This is a genomic window from Caulobacter sp. SLTY (assembly GCF_009905535.1).
GTDB lineage: Bacteria > Pseudomonadota > Alphaproteobacteria > Caulobacterales > Caulobacteraceae > Caulobacter.
Genome location: NZ_JAAALA010000013.1, coordinates 1 through 19,260 on the forward strand (window position 1 = coordinate 1; position 19,260 = coordinate 19,260).

Genomic DNA, 19,260 nt, shown 5'->3' on the forward strand with positions numbered 1-19,260 from the left:
GCTGGGTGCGGGCGGGGTCGAACGACACCACGGCGCCGGCGGCCCCGACGGCCGACAACGCTCCCACCAGCACCACGGCTGCGAACCTCAACATCGACGACACCCCGCCATTTTGGCTTCGTTGGGCCACGCCGAGGCGGGCCGGAGCGTCGAAGTTATCCGGGTTGGGTTTGCATACCGTGAATCACAGGCCAATCAGCCCGCCGGATAGAAGATCGCCAGCTTCTCCGGGCGGATGCGGCCCTTGCGGCCGGGCAGTTCGGCCATCAACCGCTCGCGCTCGTCCTCGCTGAACCGGGACCAACCGCCGATTTCCGGCAGGGTGCGGAGGCAGCCCATGCACAGGCTGGTCTCCGGATCGACGATGCAGATCTTGCGGCAGGGACTGGCAATGGCCTTGGGCGTCTCGGTCACCCGTTTGCTCCGTCCGGGATGGCGTAGGCGACCGTGGCCTTTGCGGCCGGCCGGTCGGGGCCTTCCGTATAGAGGAGGACGTCCACCGTGGCGATGCGTCGGCCCAGCTTCAGCAGCCGGGCCTCGGCGATCAGGGTTCCGGGCTTGCAGGGGCGCAGGAAGTGGATGGTCAGGGAGGTGGTGACCGCCATGGCCACCTCGCCGATGTGGGCTAGGATGACCATGTAGGCGGCGGAGTCGGCCAGGCTCATCTGGGTCGGGCCGGAGATCACCCCGCCCGGTCGCAGGTGGCCGGCGTCGGTCGGCATGGCCATCACCGCCACCCCGGCGCCAACGCTGGTCACCTTCGGCATGCGCTCCGGATCGCCCTCCGGGAAGGCGCGGGCCAGGAATGCGTTGAGCGCGGGCGCATCGAGGCGCAGGCCAGCCTTGCCGGTGACGTCTTCACGGATCATGCAGCCAAGGATCGCGTCGTGACGGGCTGGTGACAAGTGTGACGGTTCGAACAAGGTTATGTCATGTTTTCGCCTCGAACATTACACGAAAGTTAGAAATGAAATCTCTGTAATTGTTCGAGTCTTTCAGGAGTTTAATTTGTGAATACGGTGTTCGTGCCGCACCCTGCAGTCGTCGAGTTTGAACACACGGGAGCACACACTATGAAGAAGACGCTGATCGCCGCCGCCCTGATCGTCGCCGCCTCTGCGACCGCCGCCGCGGCCCAACCCGCCGCCCGCCTGACGGACGCGCAATTCGTCAAGGCCGCCCGCTGCAAGGGCCTCGCCAAGTCCGAAGCGCTCGGCGCCATCGACACCGCCGCGCTCGACGCGGTGATCAAGTCCAACAAGCGGGCTCGCGCCGACTTCGTGGTCGATCGCGCCATGAACGCCCAGGACGACGCCCAATCCGAAGCCGCCCGCGCCGACGACGCGCGCAAGGCCGAACTGATCGCCGAGCGGAACGGCGCCTGCGCGGCCATCGCCGGGTAGGACTTACTCCGCACTCTATCGAGCACCCAGAGCCCCTTGGCGCCCCGTCTCCCCCGGCGGGGCGCTCTTTTTTTGTTGGCCACGCGCCGCAACCCCCTATCAATCGACGCCACGTTGGCGTCGGGGGGTAAGGATGCTGGTCACAGTCCTTCTGGTTTCACTGCTGGGCGGCCAGGATCCGCCGGTCCCAATTTCGCCGTTGACGGCGGACCAGGTCCCGAAGACCCTGGCGCCTGCGCCTCCGGTCGTCGATCCAGCCGTTCCGCCCAAGGTCGTCCAGCGTCCGGCGTGGGCGCGTCGTCCGACCGGAGAGCAGGTCAATCGAGTCTACCCGGACCTCGCTTTTCGCCTGGCCATTCCCGGCCGCACCGTCTTGACCTGCAAGGTTCGCGACACCGGCCTCGTCGACGGCTGTGAAGTTGTCGAGGAAACCCCGGCCGACATGGGCTTCGGCGAAGCCGGTCTGCGGCTGTCCAGCGGGTTCCGCATGACGCCGCAGCTTCAGGACGGTGTCCCGGTCGATGGCGCGACGGTACGGATCCCGCTGAGCTTCTCCGCTCCGCCGGGCGACAGCCTCCAAGCCGAGGTGACCTACGAACAAGCCCTGACCTGCGTCAGTTGGCATAGCGCCCGGCTGTTGTTCTTGCCCAAGGACCCAGAATCGACCCGCGCTCTCCCCGAGGCGGAGGCCCTGGCCCGCCAGACCGGCGTCGGGCTCGACCAGGCCGCCGTTCGGGCCGCGATCGCCGGCGCAAGGATCACCCGCCGGGATGACGAGCGCCTCGCGACCCTTCCGCCCGCACCGGACGTCTGTCGGACTGCGGCCTGACCGCCCTGAGCCGCGGCGACGCCGTTTTCTCTGGATGTCCCAACCGGTAAAGCTAAGGTTGTGGCCTCGATGTCGGGCGTGTTGGGGGTGTCGATGTTTTCGGAACTGATCTTGCTGCTGGCCTTGTCGGCCGCGCCGCCGCCGCCTGCCGCTCCGCCCCGACCGGTCATCGAGCGGCCCGATTGGATCCAGAAACCCGACGGGGACGACGTCAACTATCACTACCCGGCCCGCGCCTCGCGAGAGAATGTGGGTGGCCGGGTGGTGCTTCGCTGCCTGGTGCAGGAGACCGGCTACGTCACCGACTGCAAGGTCGTGGAGGAGACGCCTGTCGGTTATGAATTCGGGGCGGCGGGCCTGGGCCTCTCCACCAAGTTCCGCATGAGGCCGATGAGCGCCGACGGCATGCCGGTCCGCGGCGCCACCGTGATGATACCCCTGAGATTCCAACCGGCGGAGGAGGATGCAGGGGAACCCTCGATGCTTGGTTCGGAACTTCCTGATCTGGAGACCGGGCTCAAATGCTACGGCCATTTCGCCGCGTTGGGAGAGAAAGAGCCTGCAAACGCAGAGGCGAGAGCCAATGCCGCCATCTATCTGTTGCCTGTAGCGATCGGCGGGTTCCAGGCGGGATGGAGCCCGTCAAAGACGGAGGCGGCTCTCATCGAGGCCCGGAAAGCTGGAGATCCGGCAAAGCGCCCGGATGACTGCGAGGCCTTTCTCGGCGCCGGCGAGCGCCTTGGGGACCTCTAGGCGCTTACGTTGACGCGAGCGTCATCTTTCCAAACAACTGTTCGGCCCCTATGATCCCGGCCAACGACAAACGGTCCGTAAGCGACCGCGCCGGGAGCCCCTGATGAATCTCGATTTCTCGCCTGAAGATCTCGCCTTCCGCGACGAGGTCCGCGCCTTTGTGGCCGAAAACTATCCTGAGCACCTGCGGGCCAAGTCCGACGAGGGCGAAGAGCTTTCCAAGGAAGACTTCCTGTCCTGGCACAAGGTGTTGGCCAAGAAGGGCTGGGTGGCGCCGTCCTGGCCGAAGGAGTGGGGCGGCTGCGGCTGGACCTCGACCCAGAAGTACCTGTTCGGCGAGGAAATGGCGCGGGCGGACGCGATTCCGATCCTGCCCTTCGGCGTCGCGATGGTCGCCCCCGTGATCTACACCTTCGGCACCCAGGCGCAGAAGGAACGCTACCTGCCGAAGATCTACAATGGCGAGGAATGGTGGTGCCAGGGGTACAGCGAGCCGGGCGCCGGGTCCGACCTGGCTTCGCTGAAGACCAAGGCTGAGCGCATCACCGGGGACGACGGCAAGGAATACTACATCGTCAACGGCCAGAAGACCTGGACCACCCTGGCGCAGCACGCCGACTGGGGCTTCTTCCTGGTCCGCACCGACATGAACGCCAAGATCCAGGAAGGCATCTCCTTCCTGCTGATCGATATGAAGACGCCGGGCATCACCGTGCGCCCGATCATCACGATCGATGGCGGCCACGAGGTCAACGAAGTCTGGCTCGAGAACGTCAAGGTGCCGGTCGAGAACCGGGTGTTCGAAGAGAACAAGGGCTGGACCTGCGCCAAGTTCCTGCTGGCCCATGAGCGGTCGGGCATCGCCGGCGTGGCGCGTTCGAAGCGCGGCGTCGAGCGGATCCGCCAGATGGCCGGGACCGAGCTGGGCGACGATGGGGACAGCCTGATCAAGGACAGCGATTTCAAGCGCAAGGTCGCCGAGCTGGAGATCGACCTGACGGCGCTGGAGTTCACTGAACTTCGCGTGCTTGCCAGCGAGAGCGCCGGCAAGGGCCCGGGTCCGGAATCCTCGCTGCTGAAGATCAAGGGTACCGAGATCCAGCAGCGGCTGACCGAGCTCGCCCTGGAGGCCGCCGGTCACTATGGCGCGCCCTACTTCCGCGGCTTCCCGACCGACGGGGACAACATGCACCCGATCGGCCCGGACAGCGCCCATCGCACCGCGCCCAACTACTTCAACACCCGCAAGACCTCGATCTACGGCGGGTCGAACGAGATCCAGCGCAACATCATCGCCAAGATGGTTCTGGGCCTCTAGGCTCGGTTCCAACCACAAGAAACGCATCAGTCAGGGACGCCCGATGGACTTCAATTTCTCCGAAGAGCAGTCGATGCTGCGCGACACCGTCGCCAGCTTCCTGCAGGACCGCTACGACTTCGATTCTCGCCAGAAGCTCATCAAGACCGAGAGCGGCTGGAGCCAGGCCAACTGGGACGCCTTCGCCAATGAGCTGGGTATCCTCGGCGCGCCCTTCTCCGAAGAGCTGGGCGGCCTCGGCGGCGGCGCCATCGAAAACATGATCGTCATGGAAGAGTTCGGTAAGGCTCTGGTCATCGAGCCCTACCTCTCGACCGTGGTCATCGGCGGCGGCTTCCTGAAGCATTCGGGCCATGCCGGCGCGGCCGAGCACATCGGCGGCATCATCGAAGGCAAGACCATCATCGCCTTCGCCTACGCCGAGCCGCAGGCCCGCTATACCTGGCAGGACCTGAAGACGACGGCCAAGAAGGACGGCGCCGGCTACGTCATCAACGGCCACAAGGCCGTGGTAATCGGCGCCCCCTGGGCCACCCACCTGATTGTCACCGCCCGCACCGGCGGCGGTCAGCGCGACGAGCAGGGCGTGTCGGTGTTCCTGGTCGACAAGAACGCCAAGGGCGTCACCACCCGCGACTACCCCACGGTCGACGGCCAGCGCGCCTCGGAAGTCTATTTCGAGAACGTCTCGGTCGGCGCGGACGCCTTGATCGGCGAAGAGGGCAATGGCCTGGGCCTGGTCAACAAGGTGATCGACGAAGCCACCGCCGCCTCCTGCGCCGAGGCCGTGGGCGCCATGCGCAAGATGCATGAGCAGACCCTCGACTACGCCCGCCAGCGCAAGCAGTTCGGCACCGCCATCGCCAACTTCCAGGTGCTGCAGCACCGGATGGTCGACATGTTCATGAACGTCGAGCAGTCGGTGTCGATGACCTACATGGCCACCCTGAAGCTGGACGAGAGCGACGCCGAGCGGGCCAAGGCCGTCTCGGCGGCCAAGGTGCAGATCGGCAAGGCCTGCAAGTTCGTCGGCCAGAACGCCATCCAGATCCACGGCGGCATGGGCATGACCGACGAACTGGCGGTCGGCCACTACTTCAAGCGCGCCACCATGATCGAAGGCCTGTTCGGCTCGGTGGACCACCACCTGCGCCGCTACGAGACGCTGAGCTTCGGCAAGGCGGCCTAGGGTTTTACCCGGGCGAAATTATTGAGGGCCCGGTCGCTCAGGCGGCCGGGCCTTTTTCTTTGCGGCGTCGGGCGACAGTCTTGAACGGCTTGGGTTCGGGCGCCGGGCTGTCGATCAGCCCGGCCAGCAGACCGATCCCGAGCCACGCGCCCAGGATCGGGCTGGGCCCGACGCCGGCGAAGGGCACGGGGAAGGCGCCGAAGAAGGGTGTGGCGATCCAGGCCAGCAGCAGCAGGCTGAGAAACAGGCCGGCCAGGCGCGCGCCTGGGCTGCGAACCGTCAGGATGGTGGGCAGGGCCGCCGTGGCGATCAGCAGGGCCGTCAAGGCCAGGCCGGTCCAGGGCGACAGGGCCTGGGCCAGGCCGATGATCCCTTCGACCTCCGGCACGGGGGCCAGGGGGTCCGGTTGCAGCCAGGCGTCGGCCGCCGCGACGATAGCCGCGGCGACAACCGCCAGGGCAATGAACCAGCGGTCTCGCAGCCGCACGGCAGCGATGACCACCACGACTGCCAGGGCCGTGGCCTGCGAGGCGTCGGGTTGCCAGACCAGCAGGGGCAGGGCGGCCACGATCGGAATCCAGCTCAGCCAGCCGGTCCGACTGGCCGCCGCGAAGGCGACGACCGCGGCGGGCAGCACCAGCATGGCGGCGTTCAGACGAATGGGCCCAAGGCCGATCCAGCGATGGACACCCTGCAGGTCCGGCATCAGGAAACAGGCGCCCAGGAGCAGCGGGGCGAGCCAGGCGATCCAGCCGGGGACGCCTCGGCGAGTGGCGGTGGCGAGGCCTATGGCGCAAAGCCCGCCGATCAGCCAGGCGGCGAGATTGCGCGCGACCAGTCCGGCCGGGACCTGACTGGCCAAGGCCACCCATCCGCCGACGAGAACCGTGGCGAGCATCAGGCCGCCGAACAGCAACAGCAGTCGGGTGGAGGGGCGCGAAAGCCAGGTGGTCATCCCGCGCGGTTAGCAGATGGCCGTCTGGGCGTCTTCGGCTTTCCCGGTGCGGACTGCTATGTTTCCGCGAACCTTTGGGAATCTCCGCATGATCGATCTGTCGCGCCGCTCCGCCCTCGCCCTGTCCGGCGCCGCCCTGGCCTTCGCCTCCGCGCCGCGCGTGCTCGCCCAGCCCAAGGTCGCGGCCGAATGGACGCCGGACCAGGCCCGCGAAATCCTCGACAAGACGCAGTCCCTGACACTGAGCCCCGACCTCTCGCACCTGTCGCCAGGCGAGGCGGTGGCGGTCCGCTTGCTGGTGGAGGCCGGCGCCATCTTCCAGGAGGTCTATGAACTGCAGCGGCACCGCGATGCGCCGAAGGTCCGCGCCGCCCTGGCCAAGCGCACCGACGCTCATGGCAAGGACCTGGCCACCCTCTACCGCGTGTTCCAGGGTCCGGTCGCCACCACCCTGGACAACAAGCGCATCCCCTTCGTCGCGGTCGAGGACGCGCCGGCCGGCAAGAACGTCTACCCCTGGGATCTGACCAAGGCCGAGTTCGAGGCCTATGTCGCCGCCCATCCCGATGAGCAGGCCTCGCTGATGCACCTGCGCTCGGTCGTGCGCCGGGCCGACAAGGCTTCCCTCGAGCACGACATGAACCGGTTGCAGCAATACCCGGCGTTGAACACCCTGCACCCCGGCCTCTGGGACAGGCTGGCGGCGCTGGCCGACAAGCCGGACCGCAAGGTGCTCTACGCCCTGCCGTATTCGGTGGCCTTCGCCGACCAGATGGTCACTGCTCACGGCCTGCTCAACCAGGCCGCCGATGCGGTCGAGCCCAGCGACTGGGCCTTCGCCCGCTTCCTGCGCAACCGCTCCCGCGACTTGCTCAGCGATGACTATGAGTCGGGCGACGCCGCCTGGCTGAAGGGGCGGTTCAAGAACCTCAACGCCCAGATCGGCGCCTACGAGACCTATGACGACGAACTGCTGGGCGTGCGCGCCTTCTACAGTTTCAGCCTGCTGGCCACCCGCAACGAGGAAGGGGCGGCGCTGCGCAAGGCGATGAGCGGCATCCAGGCGCTGGAGGACAGCCTGCCCACGCCACACCACCGCAAGGTGGCTGAGGTGATTCCGGTCGGGGTCTACGACGTGATCGCCGACTTCGGCCAGTCGCGCGGGGCGAACACGGCCACCAACCTGCCCAACGAGGCCTACCTGACCGAGCGCTACGGCAACATCATCCTGCTGCGCGTCAACATCATGCGGAACCCTGACCTGTTCAAAGGCAGCGGGGATACCTTCGGGGCCGCGATGGCCACGCCGTTCGCCGGCCACCTGACGTCGGACGCCAACTTCTACCGCACCCTGTGGCATGAGGTCGGCCACTACCTCGGCCCGGACCTGACCACCGACGGCCGGGAAATGGACATCGCCCTGGGCCCGGACGCCAGCCTGCTGGAGGAGATGAAGGCCGACCTGGTCTCGCTTTTCGTCGCGCAGGAGTTGGGCAGACGCGGCTACTACACACCCGAACAGCAACGGGCAGTCTACGCCAGCGGCATCCTGCGCACATTGCAGAACAACAGGCCGCGCCGCGAGCAGCCCTACAACATGATGCAGCTGATACAGTGGAACTGGTTCCTGGACCGGAAGGTGCTGACCTTCGACGCGGCCACGGCCAAGATGTCGATCGACTACGGCCGCTACCACGACGCCGTCGCGGCCCTGTTGAAAGAGGTGCTGGCGCTCCAGGTCGGCGGCGACCGGACGGTGGTCGAGGCCTTCATCGCCAAATGGGGAACCTGGGACGAGGCCCTGCACGGAGTCATCGCCACAGCTATCCGCGGTCAGCAACGCTACCGCTACCGCCTGTTCAATTACGCGGCGGTGGAGGCCTAGCAGGGGACTGGTTCGCCGCGCAGAGGCACAGCCAGTGAGCCCCCATCGGTTGGGGCGGCGTACCTGTCCCCGGTCAGCGCCGACCGGGGACAAGTACGCCGCTCCAGACGCCAATTATCGGTCGGATCAATCGTGCGCGGCGAACCAGTCCCCTCGACTTCCGCTGCGTGACCTCTCCAGTCTGCGCGCAAGGGAGAAAACCATGAACTACGACGAGGTCGTCCTGGGGCGGCGGAGCATCCGGGGCTACAAGCGCGAGCCGGTGCCGAAGGAGACGATCCGCGAGGTCCTGCGGCTGGCCATGCGGGCGCCCTCGTCGCTGAACAGCCAGCCCTGGAACTTCCATGTGGTGGCGGGCGAGGTGCTGGACCGCATCCGGGCCGGCAACACCGAGCGCAATCTGGCCGGCGTGCCGCACAGTCGCGAGTTCCGCAGCGGCGGCGAGTTCACCGGCGTCCACCGCGAACGGCAGATCGGCGTGGCCAAGCAGTTGTTCGCCGCCATGGGCATCGCCCGCGAGGACAAGGAGGCGCGCATGGACTGGGTGCTGCGCGGCTTTCGGCAGTTCGACGCGCCGGCGGCGATCATCGTGACCTATGACCGCGCGCTGCATGGCGGGGACATCGCGCCGTTTGACTGCGGCGCGGTCGCGACCGGGATCGTCAACGCCGCCTGGTCCAAGGGCCTGGGCTGCGTGATCAACAGCCAGGGGATCATGCAGTCGCCGGTGGTGCGCGCGGAGGCCGGCATCCCGGACGATCAGGTGATCATGATCTGCATTGCCATCGGTTACCCGGACGACAGCTTCCCGGCCAACGCCGTGGTGTCTGAACGCAAGTCGGTGGACGAGGCGGCGGTGTTCCTCGGCTTCGACGACTAGGGACCGCAGGTCCAGCTGCCCGGCAGGGTGACGCTCTGCCCGCCGGAGGGTGCGTAGGTCAGGGTGGCGGGGCTTGGCGGAGATTCTCCGCCGCCGGTAGCGGGGCCGGTCACCGCGATGGTCACCGTCGCGCCGGCGCCGGTGAAGCTGGCGCCCTTCAACATGCCGTCGAACCCGCCGGGCGCAGTCAGACGCTGGACCACGCCGCCGGCCTTGATCAGGCCCTGAGCCGGTTCGGTCGACGAGACCAAGCCCTTGGCCAGCAGCATCGTGCCCGCCTCGGTCGCGAAGCCACAGGCCAGCTCGCCATCGACCGGGTTTGCCGCGATGTCCGCTTCGGTGAGGGCGGAGAGCGCGAGGGCAGGTTCGGGCATCGGGGCAGGCGGCGCCGCAACAGGTGGCTCGGCGGACGGCGGGGCCGCCGCGGGCTGGCCGCAAGCCGCCAGCGCCAGGGCGGCGGCTAGAGGGATCAGGACGGATCGCGACAGGGCCATGGGTTTCTCCGATGCCCGGAGAGTACGCCTGCGCGGGGCGCCAGTTCCCTATAGCGGCGCGCAGGCTTCCTTCAGCCACTCGCCGGCCGGGCCGTCGACCAGCGGGCCGATCTCCTTCAGGACCCGGGCGTGGTAGGCGTTGAACTGCGTGCGCTCGACGTCGGTCAGCATGTCGAGAACCACCAGCCGCTTGTCGATCGGCGCCAGGGTGAGGGCCTCGAACCGGTGCATGGGGCGTTCGCCGCCGGGGATGGGCTCGGCCGGCATGACCACTTCCAGGTTCTCGATGCGGATGCCGTATTCGCCGTCCTTGTAGTAGCCCGGCTCGTTGGAGACGATCATCCCGGCCTGCAGGGCGACGGTGTTGGGCGCCTTGGCGATCCTGTGCGGGCCTTCATGGACGCCGAGATAGACACCGACGCCGTGGCCGGTGCCGTGGTCGTAGTCGAGGCCCTCGGACCACAGGGCGGCGCGGGCGAAGGCGTCGATCTGGCTGCCGGTGGTGCCGGCCGGGAAGCGCAGGCGGGCGAGGGCCAGGTGGCCCTTGAGCACCAGGGTGTTGCGCCGCTTCATCTCCTCGGTCGGCTCGCCGATGGCCATGGTGCGGGTCACGTCGGTGGTGCCGTCTAGGTACTGGCCGCCGCTGTCGACCAGCAGCAGGGAGCCTAGCGCGGCGCGCTCGTTGGATCGTTCGGTCGGGCGATAGTGGGGCAGGGCGCCGTGGCCGTTGGCGGCGCCGATGGTGTCGAACGACAGGTCGCGCAGCATGCCGGTGGCCTCGCGGAAGCTCTCCAGCTTGGCCACCGCCTCCTTCTCGTCCGGCGGGTTGATCTGGCCCTCGGTGGCGATCCAGTGGAGGAAGCGGGTCAAGGCCGCCCCGTCGCGGCGGTGCGCCTCGCGCGTGCCGGCGATCTCCACCGCGTTCTTGCAGGCGCGGGGCAGGGTGGTCGGGTCCATGCCCCGGATCACCGTGGCGCCGGCGGCGGTCAGGGTGTCGAAATACCAGGCAGAGGACTGGCCGGGATCGACCAGCACCTTGGCGCCCTTCAGATCGGCCAGGGCGGGGCCGAGGTCCTCGGGGTTCTCCAGCGACACCTGGTTGCCGAGCCAGGCCGGCAGTTCGGCGGTCACCTTGTCCGGATCGAGGAACAGCCGCGCCGTCCCATCCGCCCGCACCACGGCCTGGCTGAGCGGCAGGGGGGTGCGGATGACGTCGCCGCCGCGCACATTGAACAGCCAGGCGATCGAGGCCGGGGCGGTCAGCACGGCGGCGTCGGCGCCTTGTTTCTTCAGCGCCTCGCCGATGCGGGCGCGCTTGGCGGCGCTGTCCTCGCCGGCGTAGTCGAGCGGTTGGGGCACGACCTGGGCCTTCGGCTGGGCCGGGCGATTATCGCCCCAGGCCGTGTCGAGCGGGTTGGGGGCCACGGCCTTCAGCGTCGCGCCGGCCTTGTCGGCGGCCTTCTTCAGGCCCGCGAGGGCGTCGGGGCTGTGCAGCCGCGGGTCGTAGCCGATCACCGCCCCGGCCTGCAGCTCGACATAGGCGGGCACCCCGCCGTCGACCAGATCGCGGATCTCGAACAGTTTCTCGTCGACCTGCTCGCGGACCTGCAGGGTGTAGCGGCCATCGACGAAGACGGCCGCCTTGTCCTTCATGATCACCGCCGCCCCGGCCGAGCCGGTAAAGCCAGTGGCCCAGGCCAGCCGGTCGTTGGCGGCGGGCAGGTATTCGTTCTGGTGCTCGTCCTCATGCGGCACCAGCAGGCCGTCGAGCCCCTGCTCGGCCATGGCGGCGCGGATCAGCGGGACGTGCCGCGAGCCGAAGGAGGGGTCGGTGGATTCATCGAAGGTCTGGCGCATGGATGAGATTTAGGCCCCTGGTGGAGCGGGTGCAAACACTTGGGGCGTGGGTGACGCCGCGCCTACGCGAAATCCCGATCTGGCAAGCGCCGCCCGCGTCTGGAACAACAGGCGGAAACACAGGGAGAGAAAAATGGGCGATCTGACAGGGCGCGTGGCGCTGGTGACCGGGGCGGGGCGAGGGATCGGCGCGGCTTGCGCGCGAGCGCTGGCGGAGGCGGGCGCTCAGGTGATCTGCTCGGACCTGTCCGCGCCCGACGATCTGGCCGCGGAACTCGGCGGCCTGGCGATGGCCCAGGACGTCACCGATGAAGCCGGCTGGACGGCGGCCATGGACTTCGCGCGGCGGGAGGCCGGCGGGCTCGATATCCTCGTGAACAACGCCGGCCTGTTCCTGATGAAGCCGCTGACCGAAACTACGCTGGAGGACTGGCGGCGGATTCATTCGGTCAATGTCGAGGGGGTGTTCCTGGGTTGCCGGGCGGCGATCCCGCTGCTGGCCGAGCGGGCCGGGCGGTGGGACGGCGGGACCGCCATCGTCAACCTGTCGTCGATGGCCGGGCTGGTCGGGTCGGCTGGCGCGGTCTGCTACAATGCCTCCAAGGGCGCGGTGCGGTTGCTGACCAAGGGGCTGGCGATGGAGCTGGCGGCGGCCGGGGTGCGGGTCAATTCGGTGCATCCCGGGGTGATCGAGACATCCATGGGCGATGAAGTCATCGCCGCCTTCTCCGGCGCGACGGGCCTGGGCGACAACGAGGCGCGGACCCAGCTGGCCGCCCGCCACCCGCTCGGCCGGATGGGCCAGCCGGGGAATGTGGCCGACGCGGTGGTCTTCCTGGCCTCCAGCCGCTCGGCCTTCGTCACCGGATCGGAACTGGTCGTCGATGGTGGCTTCACCGCCAACTGAATGCTGTTTAGGTTCTCCCCAACAAAGAAGGGGAGAGGGACAATGGCTGACGGTTCGGTTCAAGGTTTGACGCACGACAAGTTCGAGGCCGTGCGCGGGGTATTCGAGGGCAACCTGGCCAGTGGCGAGGACCTGGGCGCGTCGTTCTGCGCGACGGTGGGCGGGGAGACGGTGGTCGACCTGTGGGGCGGCTGGGCCGATCCGGCCAAGACGCGGGCCTGGGAAAAGGACACGATCGTCAACGTCTATTCGACGACCAAGACGATGACCGCCCTGACCGCCCTGCTGGTCGCCGACCGGGGCGAGCTCGATTTCGACGCGCCGGTGGCCAAGTATTGGCCGGAGTTCGCCGCCAACGGCAAGGCGGACGTCAAGGTCAGCCACCTGATGGCCCATTCCGCGGGGCTGTCGGGCTGGCGCGAACCGGTCACCCTGACCGACATCTACGACTGGGAGAAGGCCACCAGCCTGCTGGCCGCCCAGGCGCCGTTCTGGGAGCCGGGCACGGCCAGCGGCTACCATGCTCTGAGCCAGGGGTACCTGGTCGGGGAAGTGGTGCGCCGGGTGACGGGCAAGAGCCTGGGCACGGTGTTCCGCGAGGAGATCGCTGAGCCCCTGGGCGCCGACTTCCACATCGGCCTGCCCGCCAGCGAGGATGGTAGGGTGGCCGAGCTCGTGCCGCCGCCGCCGGGCGGGGCGCTGGGCGAGGGGACGACCAGCGAGCTGGTCCGCAACATGTCGACCAACCCGCCGATCGACGTGACGGCCACCAAGACGCGCGGCTGGCGCGGCGCCGAGATCCCGGCGGCCGGCGGCACGGGCAACGCCCGGTCGGTGGCCCTGGTGCAGTCGCTGATGTCCAACGGCGGCGCCGTCGGGGGCAAGCAGATCCTCTCGGAAGCCGGCGTGCGCCGGGCGCTGGAGCCGCAGATCCAGGGCGTCGACCTGATCCTCGGCATGGAGGTGAAGTTCGGCCTCGGCTACGGCCTCAACGGCGGGTCGGTGCCGTTGCCCAACGACGAGACCTGCTTCTGGGGCGGCTATGGCGGCAGCCTGGTGATCAACGACATGCAGGCCCGCACCACCTTCGCCTACGCCATGAACCGGATGGCCGGGACGACCACGGGCGACATGCGGGCGTTCGGTCTGTGCATGGCCATGTGGGGCGCGCTGGGGGGCTGATCCTCTAATGACGGGTGTTCCGGGCGCGGGAGCGGCTTGACGAATCGCATAAGTATCGACTTATGTATCGGCATGCCTGAGCCCGACATCTTCCGCGCTCTTGCCGACCCGACCCGCCGGGCGGTGTTCGAGCGGCTGAGCGCGGCGGAGATGACCGTCTCCGACCTGACCCGCGGCTTCGACGTCTCCCAGCCGGCCATCTCCCAGCACCTTGCGGTGCTCAAGGGGGCCGGGATGGTGGCCGAGCGGCGGGAGGGTCGGCAGGCCTGGTACCGGGCGGCGCCGGACGCGCTGAGCGGGCTTGAGGCCTGGGTGGCGCGCTACCGCACCTTCTGGCCCGAGCGGGTCGAGGCGCTCAAAACCGTGCTCAAGGAGATGGACGAATGAGGGACATCGACCTTTGCTTCGAGCTGGAGGACAGCGCCGACAAGGTCTGGCGGGCGCTGACCACGCCGGCGCTGCTGGCCCGCTGGCTGGGGCCGAACGACTTCGTGGCGCGGGTCGGAGCCCGGTTCACCGTCGGCGGGGCGGCCAATGACAATGTCGATTGCGAGGTGCTGGCGCTGGAGGCCGGGCGGCTGCTGCGGCTGGGCTGGCGCGAGGGTGAGTTCGACAGCGTGGTCACCTTCGCCCTGGAGCCCGGCCTTGAGGGCGGGGTGCGGCTGCGGCTGACCCACGATGGCTTTGTCACCCACGGCGGCCTGCCGGCGCCGCTGGTCATGGACCCGATAGGGACCGGCGGCTGGAGAATGTCATGGGCGGCCTGATGAACCTGGTGCCGATGGTGGTGGAGTCCACCAGCCGGGGCGAACGCAGCTTCGACATCTTCTCGCGGCTGCTGCGGGAGCGGATCATCTTCGTCAACGGTCCGGTCGAGGACGGCATGGCCAGCCTGATCTGCGCCCAGCTGCTGTTCCTGGAGGCCGAGAATCCCAAGAAGGAGATCGGCCTCTACATCAACAGCCCTGGCGGCGTGGTGACCGCCGGCCTCGCGATCTATGACACCATGCAGTACATCAAGGCCCCGGTGGCCACCCTGTGCATGGGCTTCGCCGCCTCCATGGGCTCGCTGCTGCTGATGGCCGGCGAGCCCGGCCAGCGCGTCTGCATGCCCAACGCCCGCATCGTGCTGCACCAGCCCAGCGGCGGCTTCTCCGGCCAGGCGTCGGACGTGGCGCGCCACGCCGAGGACATCATCAAGATGCGCCAGAGGATCTATGAGCTCTACGCCAAGCACTGCGGCCGGACGATGGAGGAGGTGGCGGTGGCGCTGGACCGTGACAACTTCCTGGATGCGCAGGAGGCGAAGGCCTGGGGTCTGGTCGACCACGTCTATTCCAGCCGGGAGGAGGCTGAAGCGGAGGCCTGACGCAACGTCATACTTTCCGCGCACGTCAACGGAGCGCATGATCCGCCCAACGAAAGGGAGCGAGACATGTACGATCTGGTAATCCGGAACGGGCGGGTGGTCGATGGGACCGGGGCGCCGGCCTTCCAGGGCGACGTCGCGATCAGCGACGGGATCATCGTGGCGGTCGGGACCGTCCAGGGCGCTGGCAAGCGCGAGATCGACGCGGCGGGCAAGCTCGTCACCCCGGGCTGGGTCGACATCCATACCCATTACGACGGCCAGGCGACCTGGGACCCCTATATGTCGCCGTCCAGCTGGCATGGCGTGACCACGGTGGTCATGGGCAACTGCGGGGTCGGGTTCGCGCCGGTGAAGCCGGACAAGCACGACTGGCTGATCGAGCTGATGGAGGGGGTGGAGGACATCCCGGGCGCCGCCCTGGCCGAGGGCATCAAGTGGAACTGGGAGACCTTCCCACAGTACATGGACAGCCTGGATGGCCAGGCGCGGGTGCTGGATATCGCCACCCACGTGCCGCACAGCGCGGTGCGGGCCTATGTGATGGGCGAGCGCGGGGCGCATAACGAGCCGGCGACGCCCGAGGACATCGCCCAGATGGCGGCGATCGTCGCCGAGGGGATCGAGGCCGGGGCTCTGGGCTTCTCCACCTCGCGGACCATCGTCCATACGGCCAAGAACGGCGAGGTGATGCCGGGCACCTATGCCGGCAACGATGAGCTGCTGGCCATCGGCAAGGCTATGGCGGCCGTGGGGCCGGGGGTCTTCGAGATGAGCTCGGACATGGCGCCGGCCGAGCATGAGTTCGAATGGATGCGGGACATGGCCACCGAGACCGGTGTGACCGTGACCTACAGCCTGCTGCAGTCGCCGATGAAGCCGGATAACTGGAAGCACCTGCTGGACCTGACCGCCCAAGCGCGGGCCCAGGGGGCGGCGATCACGGCGCAGATCGCCTGCCGCCCGACCGGGCTGGTGCTCGGCTGGCGCAGCACCATCCATCCCTTCGTGGGCCGCCAGACCTATCGCGACATCGCCCACCTGCCGTTCGAAGAGCGGCTGGAGAAGCTGAAGGACCCGGTGGTTCGGGCCGCCATCCTGGCTGATCCCAGCAAGAAGATGGGGCCGCTGGGCGCCATCATGACCCAAGGCTTCGACCGCATGTTCCGGCTGGTGCAGCCGGACGGCGGGCTGGACTACGAGCCGCGGGCCGAGGACAGCATCGCCGCGATCGCGCAGCGCACCGGCCAGGCGCCGGACGCCATCGTTTATGACATGCTGATGGAGATGGACGGCAAGGGGTACATCTACCTGCCGCTGCTGAACTACGGCCTGTTCAACTTCGACCACATCGAAACCATGATGCACGACCCCAACACCGTGCTCAGCCTGTCGGACGGCGGGGCCCACTGCGGGGTGATCTGCGACGCCAGCTTCCCGACCTACATGCTGACCCACTGGGTGCGGGACCGGAAGCGGGGGCCGACGCTTCCGCTGGAGAAGGTGGTGTCGATGCAGACGCGGGACACGGCCCGGCTCTATGGGCTGAACGACCGGGGCGTGCTGGCCGTGGGCATGAAGGCGGACCTCAACGTCATCGACTTCGAGCGGCTGGCCATCCAGGCGCCGGAGATGGTGTTCGACCTGCCCGCCGACGGCCGCCGGATGATCCAGAAGGCGCAGGGCTATGTGGCGACCATCGTCAGCGGCGTGGTGACCTATGAAGAGGGCGAGGCGACCGGGGCGATGCCGGGCAAGCTGATCCGGGGACCGCAGGGCGTGGATGTCCGCATGGCGGCCGAATAGGCGGGTCAAACGCCTGTTCAAATCCTCCTGGGTTCCTGCCAGTATGGTCCTCAACAAAGGACCATCGGGAAGGAAACCCAAGCCATGCGTGAAGCCGTCATTGTCTCCTATGCTCGCACCGGTCTGGCCAAGGCCGGACGAGGCGGCTTCAACATCACCCCGCCGATGACCCTGGCGGCCCATGCCATCAAGCACGCGGTGGCCAAGTCGGGGGTGGACCCCAAGGACATCGAGGACTGCTACCTGGGCAACAACGCCCATGGCGCGGCCAACATCGGCCGGCTGGCGGCGTTGCTGGCCGGGATGCCGGTGACCACGGCGGGGGTGACCATCAACCGGTTCTGCTCCTCGGGCCTGCAGGCCATCGCCATGGCCGCCAACTATGTGCGGGCCGACGGCGGGGACTGCGTTGTGGCGGGTGGCGTGGAGAGCATCTCCATCCCCGGCGGCGGCGCGGGCGGCTCGGCGGCCAATGACCCGGAACTGCTGAACATCGCCCCGGCCATCTACATGGCTATGATCGACACGGCCGACATCGTGGCCGAGCGGTACGGGGTCAGCCGGGAGTACCAGGACGAGTACAGCCTGCAGTCCCAGCAACGGATGGCGGCGGCGCAGGCGGCCGGCAAGTTCGCCGACGAGATCGTGCCGATGAGCACGAAGATGAAGGTCGTCGACAAGGTCACCAAGGAAGAGAGCATCGTCGACTACACGGTCGATCGCGACGAGTGCAACCGGCCGGACACCACGCTGGAGGGCCTGGCCTCGCTGCAACCGGTCAAAGGCCCCGGCAAGTTCATCACCGCCGGCAACGCCAGCCAGCTGTCCGACGGCGCCGCCGCCGTGGTGGTGATGGAGGCCAAGGAGGCCGAGCGGCGGGGGCTGGAGCCGATGGGCCGGTTCGTCAGCTGGGCCGCCGCCGGCTGTGAGCCGGACGAGATGGGCATCGGGCCGGTGTTCGCCGTGCCCCGCCTGCTGGCCCGCCAGGGGCTGAAGGTCGATGACATCGACATCTGGGAGCTGAACGAGGCCTTCGCGTCGCAGTGCCTGTACAGCCGCGACAAGCTGGGCATCGATCCGGAGAAGTACAACGTCAACGGCGGCTCGATCGCCATCGGCCACCCCTTCGGCATGACCGGCGCCCGCTGCACCGGCCACCTGCTGCAGGAAGGCAAGCGTCGCGGCGCCAAATGGGGCGTGGTCACCATGTGCATCGGCGGCGGCCAGGGCGGGGCGGGGCTGTTCGAAATCTATTGATCAGCTGCCGACAGCATCGGCGGGGTTTACGCCGCCGATGCTGCGCCGCAGGATCGTCGCCTGTTCAGAGGTGAGGGTGTGATGCGGCATTGGCGTGTGGGGATGGCCGGCCTGGCTTTGGGGTTGGTGTTGCCCGTGGCGGCGGGGGCGACGATCCCGCCCAGTTACAAGGTTCTGGTGGTGGCGCCGGACGAGGAGACCGAGGCGTCCAGTCGCGCCCTGGTGGAGGCGATGACCACCTTCAACGCCTTCTTCAAGGCCCCGTCGGACATCCACAAGAACGAGATCGCCGCCTGCCTGCCCGAGCCGGACCTCGCCGCTTGCGTCCACGCCAAGGTGGCGGCCCGGCCGGTCGATGAGCGAGCCAGGCCGGTGATCATCGTGGCGCGGCCGGTGTCGCCGGGCGTGGTGACCTGGACCTGCTTCGGCAGCGGGCGGAATGCCAAGGCGCCGCCATCGGGGACGGTCCGCATCGACCTGAACGCGGCCCTGTTCGGCGCGCCCAAGCCCCGCACCGAGGCGCGGCGGGAGGCGATGGGCTGCATCTACGCGGCCGAGACGGAGTCGGTTGAGAGCTGAAACCGGCCTTCCGGCCGGCGCGTTTGGTATAGGCCGACCGCCAAGGAGCCCCCCATGACCCGACTGTTCCGCCCACTGCTGATCGCCGCCGGGCTCGCCGCACTGGCCTCGCCTGCCGCTGCCGTCACGGTGCGGGCCTGCGACGGGATCACCGACCAGGCGATGAACATCATTGAGCCGTGGGAGCGCAACAGCTGGGCCTACTACGGCGGGCGGGTGCGGGTGGCCGTGCTGGACACCGGCGGGGAGCCGGCCTGCTGTAGCAGCCATCTGCTGGTGATGTTCCCGGACGACCAGTCGCCGGGCGGCGGTCTGGTCTGCCGCCTTATCAGCGACCGGGGCGCGAACGGCTTCGCCGGCATCGATCCGCGCTCGGTGAAAAGCGCCTACGACCCCAAGCGCGGGCTGCAGGTCAGCTTCAGCTACTCCTATTTCCCGCGCGGCGGCGAAGCGACGCGCCGGGGCGTGGCCAAGGTGCGGGTCAACCTGGCCCGCAACACCGTGACCGTGGAGTAGGGCGCCGGGCCGGCCTAAATCGAAAGGCCGCTGAGGCTCGGAGGGGAGCACTGCCAAATCTGTGCAACGCCCCCCATTCCT

General features: G+C 68.2%; 21 protein-coding genes. 16 read left to right on the top strand and 5 right to left on the bottom strand.

The window, feature by feature from the left end; all coding sequences use genetic code 11:
* Positions 1–195 precede the first annotated feature (195 nt).
* Complete coding sequence (locus tag GVN21_RS09145) at positions 196–414, bottom strand: DUF1289 domain-containing protein (protein ID WP_346764238.1); 219 nt, start codon at positions 412–414, stop codon at positions 196–198.
* Entirely contained in the window at positions 411–869 is a 459-nt protein-coding gene (locus GVN21_RS09150; protein ID WP_166574427.1) for a PaaI family thioesterase, read from the bottom strand. Before GVN21_RS09150 ends, GVN21_RS09145 begins: the two co-directional genes overlap by 4 nt.
* A gap of 204 nt (positions 870–1,073) precedes the next feature.
* On the opposite strand from GVN21_RS09150, the gene GVN21_RS09155 reads away from it, so the two are divergent.
* The 5 genes from GVN21_RS09155 to GVN21_RS09175 all read left to right on the top strand — a co-directional run bounded on the left by GVN21_RS09155 (position 1,074) and on the right by GVN21_RS09175 (position 5,492).
* Positions 1,074–1,403 (top strand): hypothetical protein, encoded by a 330-nt coding sequence (locus GVN21_RS09155; RefSeq protein ID WP_166574428.1) that lies wholly within the window; start codon positions 1,074–1,076, stop codon positions 1,401–1,403.
* A 133-nt stretch (positions 1,404–1,536) separates the two neighbouring features.
* Positions 1,537–2,232 carry a TonB family protein gene (locus GVN21_RS09160; protein ID WP_166574429.1) on the top strand — a complete coding sequence of 232 codons (696 nt, stop codon included), beginning with the start codon at positions 1,537–1,539 and terminating at the stop codon, positions 2,230–2,232.
* Positions 2,233–2,325: 93 nt separating this feature from the next.
* On the top strand, positions 2,326–2,985 hold the full coding sequence (locus GVN21_RS09165; protein WP_166574430.1) for an energy transducer TonB: 660 nt from the start codon (positions 2,326–2,328) through the stop codon (positions 2,983–2,985).
* Positions 2,986–3,088: 103 nt separating this feature from the next.
* Positions 3,089–4,303: an acyl-CoA dehydrogenase family protein gene (locus tag GVN21_RS09170; RefSeq protein ID WP_166574431.1), complete on the top strand. Its 1,215-nt coding sequence runs from the start codon at positions 3,089–3,091 to the stop codon at positions 4,301–4,303.
* Positions 4,304–4,346: 43 nt separating this feature from the next.
* A complete protein-coding gene (locus GVN21_RS09175) occupies positions 4,347–5,492 on the top strand; it encodes an acyl-CoA dehydrogenase family protein (protein WP_166574432.1) in 1,146 nt (381 codons plus the stop codon).
* A gap of 37 nt (positions 5,493–5,529) precedes the next feature.
* Here the strand turns inward: GVN21_RS09175 and GVN21_RS09180 are convergent, their stop codons facing one another.
* Complete coding sequence (locus tag GVN21_RS09180) at positions 5,530–6,447, bottom strand: hypothetical protein (RefSeq protein ID WP_205690008.1); 918 nt, start codon at positions 6,445–6,447, stop codon at positions 5,530–5,532.
* A gap of 88 nt (positions 6,448–6,535) precedes the next feature.
* Between GVN21_RS09180 and GVN21_RS09185 the strand changes: the two genes are divergently transcribed.
* Entirely contained in the window at positions 6,536–8,332 is a 1,797-nt protein-coding gene (locus GVN21_RS09185; protein WP_166574433.1) for a zincin-like metallopeptidase domain-containing protein, read from the top strand.
* A gap of 202 nt (positions 8,333–8,534) precedes the next feature.
* Positions 8,535–9,212: a nitroreductase gene (locus tag GVN21_RS09190; protein ID WP_166574434.1), complete on the top strand. Its 678-nt coding sequence runs from the start codon at positions 8,535–8,537 to the stop codon at positions 9,210–9,212.
* On the opposite strand, the gene GVN21_RS09195 is transcribed toward GVN21_RS09190, so the two are convergent.
* The gene (locus GVN21_RS09195) at positions 9,209–9,706 is read right to left on the bottom strand and encodes a hypothetical protein (RefSeq protein ID WP_166574435.1); all 498 of its coding nucleotides are present in this window, start codon (positions 9,704–9,706) and stop codon (positions 9,209–9,211) included. The two genes, GVN21_RS09190 and GVN21_RS09195, sit on opposite strands and share 4 nt — an antisense overlap.
* A gap of 48 nt (positions 9,707–9,754) precedes the next feature.
* On the bottom strand, positions 9,755–11,563 hold the full coding sequence (locus GVN21_RS09200; RefSeq protein WP_166574436.1) for an aminopeptidase P family protein: 1,809 nt from the start codon (positions 11,561–11,563) through the stop codon (positions 9,755–9,757).
* A 133-nt stretch (positions 11,564–11,696) separates the two neighbouring features.
* Between GVN21_RS09200 and GVN21_RS09205 the strand changes: the two genes are divergently transcribed.
* The 9 genes from GVN21_RS09205 to GVN21_RS09245 all read left to right on the top strand — a co-directional run bounded on the left by GVN21_RS09205 (position 11,697) and on the right by GVN21_RS09245 (position 19,179).
* Complete coding sequence (locus tag GVN21_RS09205) at positions 11,697–12,470, top strand: glucose 1-dehydrogenase (protein WP_166574437.1); 774 nt, start codon at positions 11,697–11,699, stop codon at positions 12,468–12,470.
* 42 nt (positions 12,471–12,512) lie between these two features.
* Positions 12,513–13,652: a serine hydrolase domain-containing protein gene (locus GVN21_RS09210; protein WP_166574438.1), complete on the top strand. Its 1,140-nt coding sequence runs from the start codon at positions 12,513–12,515 to the stop codon at positions 13,650–13,652.
* A gap of 72 nt (positions 13,653–13,724) precedes the next feature.
* Positions 13,725–14,039: a metalloregulator ArsR/SmtB family transcription factor gene (locus tag GVN21_RS09215; RefSeq protein WP_166574439.1), complete on the top strand. Its 315-nt coding sequence runs from the start codon at positions 13,725–13,727 to the stop codon at positions 14,037–14,039.
* Positions 14,036–14,419 (top strand): SRPBCC domain-containing protein, encoded by a 384-nt coding sequence (locus tag GVN21_RS09220; RefSeq protein ID WP_166574440.1) that lies wholly within the window; start codon positions 14,036–14,038, stop codon positions 14,417–14,419. The genes GVN21_RS09215 and GVN21_RS09220 overlap by 4 nt, the downstream gene beginning before the upstream one ends.
* A complete protein-coding gene (locus tag GVN21_RS09225; RefSeq protein WP_205690009.1) occupies positions 14,407–15,021 on the top strand; it encodes an ATP-dependent Clp protease proteolytic subunit in 615 nt (204 codons plus the stop codon). Before GVN21_RS09220 ends, GVN21_RS09225 begins: the two co-directional genes overlap by 13 nt.
* Before the next feature lie 66 nt (positions 15,022–15,087).
* The gene (locus GVN21_RS09230) at positions 15,088–16,827 is read left to right on the top strand and encodes an amidohydrolase family protein (protein ID WP_166574441.1); all 1,740 of its coding nucleotides are present in this window, start codon (positions 15,088–15,090) and stop codon (positions 16,825–16,827) included.
* A gap of 84 nt (positions 16,828–16,911) precedes the next feature.
* Positions 16,912–18,084, top strand: coding sequence for an acetyl-CoA C-acyltransferase (locus GVN21_RS09235; protein ID WP_166574442.1), 1,173 nt, complete (start codon positions 16,912–16,914; stop codon positions 18,082–18,084).
* An 81-nt stretch (positions 18,085–18,165) separates the two neighbouring features.
* Positions 18,166–18,663: a hypothetical protein gene (locus GVN21_RS09240; RefSeq protein WP_166574443.1), complete on the top strand. Its 498-nt coding sequence runs from the start codon at positions 18,166–18,168 to the stop codon at positions 18,661–18,663.
* 54 nt (positions 18,664–18,717) lie between these two features.
* Positions 18,718–19,179, top strand: coding sequence for a hypothetical protein (locus GVN21_RS09245; RefSeq protein ID WP_166574444.1), 462 nt, complete (start codon positions 18,718–18,720; stop codon positions 19,177–19,179).
* Positions 19,180–19,260 lie beyond the last annotated feature (81 nt).